This window comes from Paenibacillus sp. V4I7 (genome assembly GCF_030817275.1).
Taxonomy (GTDB): Bacteria; Bacillota; Bacilli; order Paenibacillales; family NBRC-103111; genus Paenibacillus_E.
The window spans coordinates 4,291,417-4,303,558 of sequence record NZ_JAUSZD010000002.1; the positions used below are offsets into that span (position 1 = coordinate 4,291,417).

Annotated in this window: 10 protein-coding genes; 3 read left to right on the top strand and 7 right to left on the bottom strand. The window is 43.2% G+C overall.

All coding sequences use genetic code 11. The features are described from left to right. The first annotated feature begins 21 nt into the window (after positions 1-21). Positions 22-567, top strand: coding sequence for a hypothetical protein (locus QFZ80_RS21025; RefSeq protein ID WP_307560821.1), 546 nt, complete (start codon positions 22-24; stop codon positions 565-567). 96 nt (positions 568-663) lie between these two features. Here the strand turns inward: QFZ80_RS21025 and QFZ80_RS21030 are convergent, their stop codons facing one another. The 4 genes from QFZ80_RS21030 to QFZ80_RS21045 all read right to left on the bottom strand — a co-directional run bounded on the left by QFZ80_RS21030 (position 664) and on the right by QFZ80_RS21045 (position 5,522). Continuing rightward, a complete protein-coding gene (locus QFZ80_RS21030) occupies positions 664-2,367 on the bottom strand; it encodes a glycoside hydrolase family 66 protein (RefSeq protein ID WP_307560823.1) in 1,704 nt (567 codons plus the stop codon). 6 nt (positions 2,368-2,373) lie between these two features. Beyond that, on the bottom strand, positions 2,374-3,195 hold the full coding sequence (locus QFZ80_RS21035) for a carbohydrate ABC transporter permease (RefSeq protein ID WP_307554483.1): 822 nt from the start codon (positions 3,193-3,195) through the stop codon (positions 2,374-2,376). 12 nt (positions 3,196-3,207) lie between these two features. Continuing rightward, positions 3,208-4,089, bottom strand: a complete 882-nt coding sequence (locus tag QFZ80_RS21040) for a carbohydrate ABC transporter permease (RefSeq protein ID WP_307554481.1) — start codon at positions 4,087-4,089, stop codon at positions 3,208-3,210. A gap of 95 nt (positions 4,090-4,184) precedes the next feature. Then, positions 4,185-5,522: an ABC transporter substrate-binding protein gene (locus QFZ80_RS21045; RefSeq protein WP_307554479.1), complete on the bottom strand. Its 1,338-nt coding sequence runs from the start codon at positions 5,520-5,522 to the stop codon at positions 4,185-4,187. 177 nt (positions 5,523-5,699) lie between these two features. Here QFZ80_RS21045 and QFZ80_RS21050 point away from each other — a divergent pair, with 177 nt between their 5' ends. Further along, on the top strand, positions 5,700-7,532 hold the full coding sequence (locus tag QFZ80_RS21050; RefSeq protein ID WP_307554477.1) for a sensor histidine kinase: 1,833 nt from the start codon (positions 5,700-5,702) through the stop codon (positions 7,530-7,532). Beyond that, complete coding sequence (locus QFZ80_RS21055) at positions 7,525-9,168, top strand: response regulator transcription factor (protein ID WP_307560825.1); 1,644 nt, start codon at positions 7,525-7,527, stop codon at positions 9,166-9,168. The genes QFZ80_RS21050 and QFZ80_RS21055 overlap by 8 nt, the downstream gene beginning before the upstream one ends. A 94-nt stretch (positions 9,169-9,262) precedes the next feature. Here the strand turns inward: QFZ80_RS21055 and QFZ80_RS21060 are convergent, their stop codons facing one another. From QFZ80_RS21060 to QFZ80_RS21070, 3 genes are all read right to left on the bottom strand, one after another. Continuing rightward, a complete protein-coding gene (locus QFZ80_RS21060) occupies positions 9,263-10,264 on the bottom strand; it encodes an aldo/keto reductase (protein ID WP_307554473.1) in 1,002 nt (333 codons plus the stop codon). Between the two features lie 169 nt (positions 10,265-10,433). Further along, on the bottom strand, positions 10,434-11,363 hold the full coding sequence (locus QFZ80_RS21065) for an SGNH/GDSL hydrolase family protein (protein WP_307560828.1): 930 nt from the start codon (positions 11,361-11,363) through the stop codon (positions 10,434-10,436). Positions 11,364-11,438: 75 nt separating this feature from the next. Further along, positions 11,439-12,119: a GntR family transcriptional regulator gene (locus QFZ80_RS21070; RefSeq protein ID WP_307554469.1), complete on the bottom strand. Its 681-nt coding sequence runs from the start codon at positions 12,117-12,119 to the stop codon at positions 11,439-11,441. Positions 12,120-12,142: the final 23 nt, after the last annotated feature.

A 12,142-nucleotide genomic window follows, 5' to 3' on the forward strand; every position in this document is an offset into this window, starting at 1 on the left:
GAAATGAAGAGGTGCACGACAATGACATTAAAAAAAACTGCAGCAGGACTCATTTTACTATCCGTTATGTTGACAGGAGCAGCCTGCTCTTCCGATCAACCGAAATCTTCGCCAAGCCCCGCAGCTACAACGAACACAACGGCTGCTCCGCAAGCAACTGCCGAAAGCCAAGATGCCGTTAATATGAAAGGCTATATAGCTGCTAGAATCGCTCAGGAGAAAGTGGACTTCCTCTTTGCGGAAGCCAAATCCAGTGATGGCGCGTTTATCCTCAACCCTAAAGCTGCAGACGGCAAAGAAAAAGCCGTGAAATTTCTTACCAGCTACTTCGATACAGCTATGGCTGAACAACTAGCTGGGCATTACCTAACTGATAAAAAAGCAGATAATGCTATCGTTACAAATAAACAATCGTTCTTCACTTCAAACCTTCTTGCCACGAAAAAAGAAGATATTACGTTTGACGCGTCGAATACGAAGGATCAAGTTAAATTCACTACCAAAGACGGTGTAACTTACACGACGAAAAAAGTGAACGACAAATTCGTTGTCGCTGCGGTTAAATAAGTAATAACACATCTGATCTAGGCTTATTATTAGGTGAGCACCAAAGAGTACCGTTAGGGAAGTTTCCAACCCTGACGGTACTTTTTTTGTTCCACACTATACTTCTATAACTAACAGACTCCACACATAAAGCTTAGGTAAGTTAACAAGAAGTGTTAAACCACGCTCGGTATCCTCAATTGTATACATTAAATCATGCGGTCTGCCCATCTCGATATCCGGGCTAGCGGTGAATACATGCTTAACCGGGCCATCGATTTGAATCCTCACCATGATACCCTCTACGGTCGTCGGCTGTAATTTACCTTCATTCCAATAATCCTCTAAATTATTCGTGAGATTAATAAAGCTGATGAGCTTATGTGACTCATTCTCCCTGACAACCGTCCAAACTTTATTCGGTTCTCCATAGGTGGAGAAAGATGCATTCTCAAACATATACTCCAAATTATCGCCTTGTACATGCGTCATCGATACGTCGCGCAGCGTTGAATCCTGCAGTAGATGTACATAACGAACAAGAAAATCGTAATAATTTCTAATATTTCTCATAAACTCATCGCTTACAATCGAATAGTCGGCATAATATCCCTGTGTCAAAACACCATTGCTCTCACCTAACAGCAAATGATAAGCGCCTTGGGAGAAAATAATTGCGGAAAGCAACAATGCAGACATGTGAGCTTTCTCAATCGTTTCCGCTGGCTCCAAACGGAAAGGCTTCAAATAAGCAGCCAGTATAACTGGCTTTCCTCTACCTAAGTGCTTAGCCCAGGCAATCACCTGCTGGATATGATGATATTTCTCATATGGATTCCATACTTCGATATAAATGACATCCTGTTCAGCCAAAGCGACGGTATCAACCGGCCAGTTCCCGACATTGTTGAAAATGAGACAAACATCGTCATTAATCTGGTCTAAGGCTTGACGGGTATTACGAATTAGAATCGGGAACTGCTCATCGAGCCGTTCGACCTTTTGTTTCCCGCCGAGCATGGAAATACCCGTTTTGGGATATCCATAGGTATCCATATGGATACCGTCGAAATGGACATTTTCGATCGTTTTTTTGTATTCATTAATAATATGGTTGTGCCAAGGCGATTCTTCGTTGATATTCATGATGGAAAAGATGTTGATGAAATCAACAACATGGCCATTACTATAATAAAGCGCCCAATCCGGATGTTCTTCGAAGAAAGCTTTACTTGCCGCATAGATAGCTCCGTAGGCAATCGCCTTCATCCCGTAAGAATGGCATAGCGCGATTTTCTCCTTCACGACCTTCAGACTCAGTTCCCTTCCCATTAAATCGGTGAATACATCTTGTGGCGGCACGAGATCATTATGGCGGTACATCCAATCATAAAATTGAACTAAATTAATGTGCAGCTTATTAAGGTTGGTAACATCAGTCGTATCACCCTCTTCACGTGAATGAAAATCGCTTAGGAAACCATAACGAGGTGATTTCCTCCAGTTGGAGACCACATCAAAGGCACTGGAAAAATGCTGAGGCTCTGCTCCGTCTTGAATAAGATCAACATCAATACCGTAACCTTGAAAATCCGAATCAAAAGACGCTAGTTCAACCACGTGGGTTGAGCTTGAATTCGGCTGCAAAATAAGATCAAGTGAACATGTCTTTATGATTCGGTTCGAATCGAGAATTTTGACTTCCAGATGAATATGGGCTTCATGTTGTGCCGGATTATCCAGTTCAATTTCAATCGAAACAGGCTCATTTGTAACAAATTGAGCTTTGCTTGCGAAGACATCTTTCATTTGTGGAAACATGCTTTCTCACCCTTTCACTGCCCCTGCAGTTATCCCTTTAACAAAGTATTTTTGGAAAATCAAAAATGCGATGACAGCAGGCGCAAGTCCAATTACAGCGGCAGCAGCCATGAGGTTCCATTGGGCCCCGTACTGTTGAAAAAAAATGGACACGGCTAGCGGAATCGTTCTCATCAATTGGCTTGTCAGGAAAAATACCGCTTGCCCGTAATTATTCCAGATCGCTAAGCCCTGCAAAATGACTACCGCAGCGGTGACAGGACGAAGAAAGTGGAACGTGACTCGCCAAAACGCAGTGAACGGTGTACAACCGTCAATAATGGCGGATTCTTCAATTTCGCGAGGCAATACTTTAATGAAGCTGGCGTACAGGAACACGGAAAAAGGGATGCCGTTGGAAGCCATTAGTAAAATCATGGCCCAATGGGTATTAATACCGCCAATCGACTTCATGAGCGTATATAAAGGCACCGTGATGATAATCGCCGGAATCATCATACAAATTAGCAAAATATTAAACACGATCGCATGGAATTTGTTTTGATGCCTGGCAATCGCATATCCCGCACAGCTGGATACTAGGATAATCAAGAGCGCGCCGCCAATTGCGATAATCAGTGAATTCCCAATTGCTGCCCCCATCTTAGATACTTTCCAGGCTTGTGAAAAGTTAGCAAAATGGAAATCAGGAAACAACACAAACCCGTTAAATAGCGTCCGGGAAGGCGTATTTAGTGCCAAATAAAGCAAGATATAGAACGGAATTAAGGACAGCAAGGCCATAACTGTCACTAAAGCATATTTGCTAAACACTCGAGTTAAGTTCATAACGAAGCCCCCTTACATTTCAAACTCTCTTGTTTTAATAAATTTCATAAAAATAAACACAGGAATAATGATGATAGCGAATAAGATCATGGCTACTGCGGTTGAATACCCGGTGAAGCTACCATACAGCATTCTCAGAATGTATATACTAAGCGATTCAGTGCTGTAACCTGGTCCTCCATCAGTTAGAGCAATGATAACTTCGAATACAGACAACGAGCCGATAATATTCGTCACAACATTAATTTTGATAGATTGCACAAGCATCGGGATGGTGATGTACCATAACGATTTGGCATAACCGGCCCCATCGATTTCACACGCCTCATACATCTCTTTGGGAATCGATTGGAGCCCTGCCAAATAAATAATCATGGTCATGCCCACAAACTGCCATACGTTAATCAGTATTAGAACGATGAGAGCAGATTTAGGATTGCCAAGCCAATTGCCGCTAAGCACGCCTAAGTTCAAATTTTGCAGCACGTGATGCAAGAACCCGCGGTCCGGTTGAAGGATAAAGTACCACACATACCCCATAATGAGCGGGCTGATAACGGCCGGCAAATAAATGATAGCTCGGACCACACTTTTACCTTTGAAGGAACGATCCAGCACCAACGCATACACAAAGCCGAATAAGTTAAGCAGCGGAGCGCTTCCCAAGGCAAAGAGCACGGTAGTAGCAACGTCTTTTTTGGCTCGCTCGTCTTTAAAAAATTCAACAAAGTTCTGAAACCCAATAAATTGAGGTTGAGATATCCCATTAGAGTCGGTCAGGCTGATTCCGATCCCCTGGGTCAATGGATATATGAAAAATAGTCCAAATAAGATGATGGCAGGCAGCGCCATAAACTTGTGCAGGTTGTTCCATAGCTTATGCAGTATTTTCATCCATCTCTCTCTCCAATCATGGTTATAGACCCGGATTAAGCCGAGTCTATAGCATTTAAGTCTATCTATTCTGTAAGAACTCAACTTAGTTGACCTTACTTATGTGTTGCTTTCCAGGCTTTATCCCAAGCCGTTTGGTATGCTTTTGCAAAGTCAACCGTTTTGGCATATTTGCCTGCCAGTAAATCTTGAACCATTCTTCCTGCATCATCGCCAGAGAAGCCCGAAGGTGTATCTGTGAACGGAATGTTAACGCCTGTTTTCAAAGCTTGCGAAACTTGTTCTTTCAATGGACCCCAATCTGCAGATACATCTGTGAACGCTGGAGGCGATTTCAAGAATTCGCTGTATGTTTTCAAATTCTCAGGTTTGATTAGGAATTCAAGAAACTTCTTCGCTTCTGCCGGGTGTTTGGATTGGGATGTAATTGCGTATCTAGAGTCGTCTGCGGAAAGCACGACCGGTTTAGTGCCATCTTGGATGGAAGGATATGGACTAAACCCGATATCATTTTGCATATTCGGATTAATTTTAAGCAGATCGCCCAGCACCCACATACCTTGACTGATCATCGCTGCTTTCCCCGTAGCAAATGCCTCTTTTTGGTTATCATAAGTAGCTGTCAAAGCGTCACCGTTCATAAGTCCCGCGCTTTTTAGCTCCAGCAGTCTTTTAGCAAATGTATCAATGGAACCATTCTCTGCGTCGAATGCCAATTTATCGGATTCATTATTGATGAATGCTTTACGGGAACCGTTCACACCTTGGGTTTGTTTGATGATACCGTGAGGCAAGAACTCTATGAAATGACCTAATGTCCATGACTCTCTACCTGCGATGAAGATAGGAGCCACATCCGGCTTTTTATCTTTGATCGTCTGTAAGTTTGTTTTGAAATCGTTCCAGGTTAAAGCTTCATTTAGTCCAAGCTCACTGAATATTTTTTTGTTGTAGAAGATACCAGCCGTCGTGACGTTCGTTGCGATTCGGAACTGCTTGCCCGTTTTCACGTCTGTGGATAATTCCTTGATTGCAGGGAGAACGCGGGACCAGAAAGCTTCAGTGGAAAGATCCAGATATTTTCCTTGGTCTATATAATCCTGCTCAACGACCGTTGTGATATCTGGAATATCACCAGAAGCGAATTTCACTTTAATCACATTACTTGCATCTTTTTGATATTCTTGTTCAACAACAATACCGGGATTTTCCGAATTGAATTTCTCGATCATCGTGTTGATTAAATCAACCGTTTCCACTTTTCCAGTGAAAAATTTCAGCTTTACAGTTTCTTTAGGTTTGCTCGTTGTTTGAGCTGTTGCGGCTGTAGCTGGCGCATCTTTAGGCGCTTCGGTCGTTTTTTGGCTGCATCCGGCAACAATCCCGCACAGCATGATGGAACTAAGCAGCACACTCATTTTCTTTGAGTTCATGGATATCCTCCCTTTATCGTATCCCACTTTATTCTTGGTTACATGTTTATCATAAGGTGGATTGAATCGACGTGATACACCGCATTTTTTATATCAAGGTACGATTTTTACAGATCGTGAAAAAACAAATTGCCCTCTGATATGGCAGCGTTTACACTAAATTCAGGGGGAGATTATATGTATCGATGGAAAAATTACCGTGAGTGGAGCATCAAGAGAAAATTGCTTGTCTTCTCCGCACTTTTCATTCTTGGATCCGTTTACTTAGAATCGATCCTTTCCTATTCCAAGTATACGAAGGATTTTGAAGCGCAGTCCTCCGATAGAGTTGGGCAAATTATTGAGCAGGTCTCCTACAATATCGATACGTACCTTGACGATCTGTTTCGGCTTTCCTTGTCGCCTTATATGAATGATAGCGTCATGAAAGCCATAGAAGATAATCCGAAGAACTCCGAATATGAACTTCTGCAGAAACGCCGCACGATCGAGGGGTATTTGGAAGAAATGATGATTTATCCCCGCAAAGATATTAATCGTGTGTTTATATTAACGGATGATGTGTATACCAGTGGAAGAATTCCTATCAGCGTTGACACAAAAAGCCGCTTTCAAGAATTCGACTGGTATAAGCAAGCCATGACAACGCAAGATTCCATTTTCGTGCCGACACATACCCAGCAGATGGTGAAAAACCAAGGCCCCAAAGTATTCTCCATCGTCAAACAGCTTAGAAGTACACGTAATACGGAGAAAATACTTGGCGTTATTAAAGTCGATGCGAACTACAAAGGCATTGAAGTCATCTGCGATAAGGTCAACTTGGGTATTGATGGAGGCTTGTTTATTATCGATGAGAAACACAATGTGATTTACGGCAATACGAAGAATTTGAATGCCCAGAAATTTTATGAAGCTATACAAAAAAGCGGTAAGAACATGCTATCCATTCAAGATAACAACACCCCTTATTTGCTGAATGCAACTCTTTTACCTAGATCAAATTGGACCATTCTTGCCGTAAGCTCGTTGACAGAGTTAAATCATAAAGCTAAGGAAACAAGAAATTTCGGCTTTTGGATGGCGCTGGTTTGTTCAGCCCTAGCTTTTATCTTGCTTTATTGGTTTATACGCAAGCTTCTGGCGCCGCTATTAACTATTGTACATTTGATGAAAGAAGTAGAGCAAAGCAATTTATCTGTTCGTTTTCCCGACCTTAGAAGAGATGAAATCGGATACTTAGGCACCTCATTTAATCGACTTGTCGCCAGAGTAAGCGAGATGTTGGAAGAGAATACGCAGCTCGTCAAAAAAGTGTACGAAACGGAACTGTTGCAAAAAGAAGCGCAGGTTCAAGCTTTATATAACCAGATCAGGCCTCATTTTATTTTCAACACGTTGAACATGATATCGATGCTGATGCAGACAGGCAAGCATGAAAAAGCCGTTGATCATATCCACAAATTAAGCGATTTGATGCGCAGCATTACCATGTGGGACAAAGAAATCCCCCTTCAGCGTGAGATTGAAATTCTTCAAGCTTATCTGAGCATCCAAAGCAGCCGTTATGAGGGAAGACTCGACTATTCGATCCAGATTGACCCTGCGCTCTATGATCTGCTCATCCCTGCCCTGCTCTTTCAACCGGTTGTAGAGAATGCAGTCATCCACGGATGTGAAGCGCAGCGCGAGAAAACAACCCTAAGGGTGTTCAGTGAAACGAAGGAAGAAGAGTTACTTTTCACCATTCAAGATACAGGGAAAGGTATGAGTCCCGAGACATTGGCTCAGCTCCGCCTTAAACTGAAGCGGTTAGAGATGGAAGAGCTTTTACCCGAAAAACCAGTTCGTAATGGTCTGGGTATTGGTCTTATCAATGTGAATAAGCGAATTAAGCTAAAATATGGTCCCGATTACGGGATAACCGTGGACAGCGTGCTAAATGAAGGAACAACTGTACGGATCAATTTGCCCCTTTATGGGCCAGAGAGGAGCAGCTGCGATGTATAAACTCATGATCGTTGACGATGAACCGTTGGTACGTGAATATTTGAAGCTGCATGTTAGCCAACATCATCTCGATTGGGAAGTTGCCGACGAGGCCATGGACGGTCAAGAAGCTTGGGAAAAGCTGCAGCAACAGCGGGTGGATCTCGTTATTACCGATATCAAAATGCCTGTGGTTGACGGGATAGAGCTGTGCCGCAGATTATCCCAATCGGAGAATCCACCGATCATTTTGATTCTCTCCGGTTTTGATGAATTCTCTATGGCACAGGGGGCGATCCGGTATGGTGTTCACAGTTACTTGCTGAAGCCGGTGGTCAAAGATGAGCTGATCGAGGTGATCAAGCAGATTACCGATCAATTGGAGCGGATATCCCGTGAGGAGCTTGCCTTTCGGGCTATGAAGAACGTCAGCAAAGATAGTCAAAACCAAGTGGTGAAGCAATTTTTGAGAGCCTTGGTAAGCGATAGCAGCGTGGAGATTAAAGCGTTATATCCGCTTGTATTTCGCATGAAGGTGCAATTGATTGAAACCGAAGGTATGATTATGGTGCTTGATTTGGACGAGGATCAACTTGCACAGAAGGGCATTCCCTTCAGCGATATATCGATTTTCCGATTTATTTTGAATCAAATCGTGAGCGAATTATCCGAGGAAGACGGCGGAATGGGATTTGTATTCTTGGATGAAGAGCAGAACACTTGCGTCCTAATGACCGGTGAAGACAAAAATCACATCAAGAGTAAATGTCAATATCTGTATGAGAGAGTATCCAACGTGATGCTGACGAATACAGGAGTCACGGTATCTGGCGCACTAGGTTCCTTTGAGTCCGAGTTATTTCATCTGCAAACCTCTTACCAAATCGCCAGCAAGACTCTTCACTATCGCCTTTTTGTTGAGGAGCCAACACTATTTGATGAGCTTGCTCTAAATGGCGAGCTGCAGCGCCTTACCCTGCTTGACCATACGCTGTCCTCCATCCAATTCGCTTTACTTGATCATAACGAAATCGTTTACTCTATGGCGATTAACCAGTATGTCGACAAAATGGAAGCCTGCAACGTATCCAGCATACTTAAATTTGGCATTTATTTAATACGAAAACTTGCCAAAGGAACGAAAGAACATCGAGGAGAAGTCTTGGAGAGAGCATTCCGGCATCTCCAGAAGAGTTGTCAACCAATGAGTGTGGAATGGACTGTCGAATCCACCCTTATCTTATTCCGCGAAACACTAGTTTTTTTTGCCTCAGGAAGAACTGAGGAAACGAACCCAGTCAATGAACAAGACATTGTCAGCCGCGTCAAAGCTTATATCTACGCCAATTACTCCGAGCCGTTGAGCTTAGCTCTATTAGCTGAGAAACTAGGTATTTCCTCCGGATATTTAAGCCAAATCTTCCATAAAACCGTGCAGGAATCCTACATCAAATTTCTGACACGCGTCCGAATGGAGCAAGCCGCCAAGCTGCTGAAAGCCGTTCCTCCGGTAAAAGTATATGATGTTTCTGATAAAGTCGGCTACGTAAGCGTCAAGCATTTCTCCCACGTATTTAAACAGCACTATAACATGCCGCCCGGTGAATTTCAGGAAAAACACATGGGTGTCCAACGAGCACAAAGGGTGCTGGACTAAATTATTTCCAAATCACTTTCCGGACACCGTCGTCATACAAGAAAAAAGACGTGCTCAATTGAGAAACACGTCTTACTGGGATAGTTATCGGATCTTATCTTCCAACTAGCTCGAATTGAACGCCGCTCGTTATCGTATCAATTTCTTTCAACTCTTCCAAGCTAAGCTTTTCACCGATGACAGGCAGAGCCTCCGTAATATGCTGCGGCTTGGAAACCCCCAAAATCGCTGATGTGATTCCTTGTTTACTCAGAACCCAATTCAGCGCAAGCTGAGCGAGTGTCCAGCCTCTGCGTTCCGCGACTGGCTTTAACTGCTCCACGATGTGGAAATTACGTTCCTGTTCTAACAGCGTCTTGAGCCGCTGCTCACCTGCTGCGCCGCGTGTTCCAGCTGGCGGCTGCCCGCCGTAATTATACTTTCCTGTCAGCAGCCCGCGTCCGAGTGGGCTGTATACAATAACACCTACCCCTTCAGATACTGCAAACGGCACTAACTCCTGTTCGATACCACGAGCGATAATGCTGTATTCAGGCTGTACGCTCTCGAAGCGTTCAAGCCGAAGCTGTGCAGAGATGCCATGAGCCTTGGCAATTTGCCAAGCAGCGTAATTCGATGCTCCGATGTATCGCACTTTCCCCTGCCGAACGAGATCGTCTAACGTGCGGAGCGTTTCTTCAAGCGGAGTCTCTTCATCGAATCTATGTACTTGATACAAATCAATATAGTCTGTTTGCAACCTCTTCAGACTGTTTTCCACCGCGCGCTGAATGTGATATCTGCTTTGACCCGCATCATTAGGTCCAAGTCCGACTCGTCCATGTACTTTGGTTGCGAGCACGATCTGGTGCCTGCGGGCGCCAAGCAAATTGCCAAGAATCGTCTCTGATTCACCGGTTTCAAGCGGATTGCCTTTATCCATGCCCGAGCCGTAAACATCAGCTGTATCAATCAGCGTAATACCTGATTCTAGCGCTGTATCCAGCACGTCCGCAGACGCTTTCTGATCGATCCATCGACCGAAAGCCATCGTGCCCAGACTCACTTCCGATACCTTCAAACCCGTCCTTCCTAACCTTCTTTGTCCAATACTCATATCAACATCTCCTTTATCCTGGATCGATTATAAAGACAAAAAAGACTCCCTACTCGTTTCAATTGAATGAGCTGGAAGTCTCCTGTTGTCTGGTTGACTTGAACCTTTTATGTAATTCAGTCGAATTACTTGGATATATGGTGATCATATCACTTGATCTTCAAATTGGTCAAGTTTGATTAATTTGGGACTTCGCGGCGATCATCCGAATTTGCTTGGTGATCTCTTCGCCTCTTTTCAATGCTAATTCCAATGGTAAAGCTTCTTTTTTACTAGGATTGGTATGACCTACATGTTCTTTCCATGCTGAACCTAATAGTTGTTGACGCTGTAGGATCAATTGAAATAATTGCGAACTATCGGGTTGTTCTACGAAATCTGGCTTCTGTTCCAACGTAATATGAAATAATCGACTTAAAAGCGTTTTAGCCATCACCCAATGACCATCTGAGTTGGGATGAATACCGTCACCGGAACCATAGCCGGGGTTCATTTCGCGTTCTTGTTCTCTATGCTGAAGAAGTGGGTCGTAGATATTTACGACTTCATCCGCAGTTGAATCCAGCGTTAACAGCCAATTTGCATAGTATCTAATGACATCATTGTAGCGTGCATATGGCTCCTTATAGCTGTAGTCTTTCTGACCATCGGGCAAAAGAACATTCGCGTTCATAGATTCGGGATCAAAAGGCGGAGGCGTCATGACGATGGCTTTTGCCCCGCTTTGATGGATCATCCGAATGGCGGTAAGTATGCCATTTTGATAAGCTTGAAACCGTTCTATAGCGAATGGAGAATAGATGCCATCATTCATTCCATATCCCACAACAACCCAATCCGGTTTGCTTTCTTGTAGTGCTCTTGCTAATCGATCATGGATACAAGGACGTGGAAATGGATGATCGGCCTCGGTTAATCCAGAGGCTGTCTCACTGCTTACGCCAAGATTTATGAATGTAAGAGGTATGTCGGGCGTTTGCTGCCCAAAATAAGCATCCAAATAAGCAATAAACGTCCCTTCATCTGTAATACTGTCCCCAAGAAAAACGATTCTTTTACCACCAGTCAACCGTGATTCCTCTCCTTCGATTTGCGTCATATCAACTCTCCTTTTTATCGTATATCATGTATGATATTTAACGTAGAGGATTGCTATAATACCTCTAAAATTCGACTAGTTACTACCAGCTTTCATAAAGTGAGCATTCGTTCTTTTGCGGGAATTACTAATATGCTTGGACATGGCATCGGATGCGCCTTTGGGATCTCGTTGCTTTAATTTCTGTAAGATCGCATTATGTTCCGACCATTCCTCATTCGTGGTATTGATATCTAAATGCAATTGGATGTATGTTAAATATCTTTGAATCTGTTCAATATACCCTTTAACTAAATTCTGCAAATTGGTATTCTCGCAATAGGCAAGAATAGTACCATGTAAAGACATGTTCATTTCCTTAATTGTCCCCAGACCATTAGTAGCTTCCGATGATTGCTGAGTTTGAAGGGAATTCATGGTTTCTTGCAGCCGTTCCAGTATATCATCTGGTATAAGAAGCGCAGCCTTTTCAACGGCAAGTGGTTCAAGCTGCAGTCTAATTTCAAATAATTCGTCCAACTCTTTGACACTCATCATATTAACAAACATTCCTTTAAAAGGAATGACATTCAGATACCCTTCCGATTGCAATCTGGATAGGGCCTCACGAATCGGAATGTTGCTTACTTCTAAAGCGCGCGCTAATTGATCTATGTTTATTTTTTCACCGGACTTCAATTTATGAGATAAAATATCTTCTTTGACAATCCGATAAATTTCTTCGGTTAAATTAACACGATTAATTTTACTGCCCATAGGATACCCTCACCTTTTTTACA

What these genes read in the sequence shown, in the direction of transcription:
- QFZ80_RS21065 (WP_307560828.1), bottom strand. Translation starts at nt 11,363, where the DNA reads ATGACGCAAATCGAAGGAGAGGAATCACGGTTGACTGGTGGTAAAAGA.
- QFZ80_RS21025 (WP_307560821.1), top strand. Translation starts at nt 22, where the DNA reads ATGACATTAAAAAAAACTGCAGCAGGACTCATTTTACTATCCGTTATG.
- QFZ80_RS21040 (WP_307554481.1), bottom strand. Translation starts at nt 4,089, where the DNA reads ATGAAAATACTGCATAAGCTATGGAACAACCTGCACAAGTTTATGGCG.
- QFZ80_RS21060 (WP_307554473.1), bottom strand. Translation starts at nt 10,264, where the DNA reads ATGAGTATTGGACAAAGAAGGTTAGGAAGGACGGGTTTGAAGGTATCG.
- QFZ80_RS21055 (WP_307560825.1), top strand. Translation starts at nt 7,525, where the DNA reads ATGTATAAACTCATGATCGTTGACGATGAACCGTTGGTACGTGAATAT.
- QFZ80_RS21035 (WP_307554483.1), bottom strand. Translation starts at nt 3,195, where the DNA reads ATGAACTTAACTCGAGTGTTTAGCAAATATGCTTTAGTGACAGTTATG.
- QFZ80_RS21030 (WP_307560823.1), bottom strand. Translation starts at nt 2,367, where the DNA reads ATGTTTCCACAAATGAAAGATGTCTTCGCAAGCAAAGCTCAATTTGTT.
- QFZ80_RS21070 (WP_307554469.1), bottom strand. Translation starts at nt 12,119, where the DNA reads ATGGGCAGTAAAATTAATCGTGTTAATTTAACCGAAGAAATTTATCGG.
- QFZ80_RS21045 (WP_307554479.1), bottom strand. Translation starts at nt 5,522, where the DNA reads ATGAACTCAAAGAAAATGAGTGTGCTGCTTAGTTCCATCATGCTGTGC.
- QFZ80_RS21050 (WP_307554477.1), top strand. Translation starts at nt 5,700, where the DNA reads ATGTATCGATGGAAAAATTACCGTGAGTGGAGCATCAAGAGAAAATTG.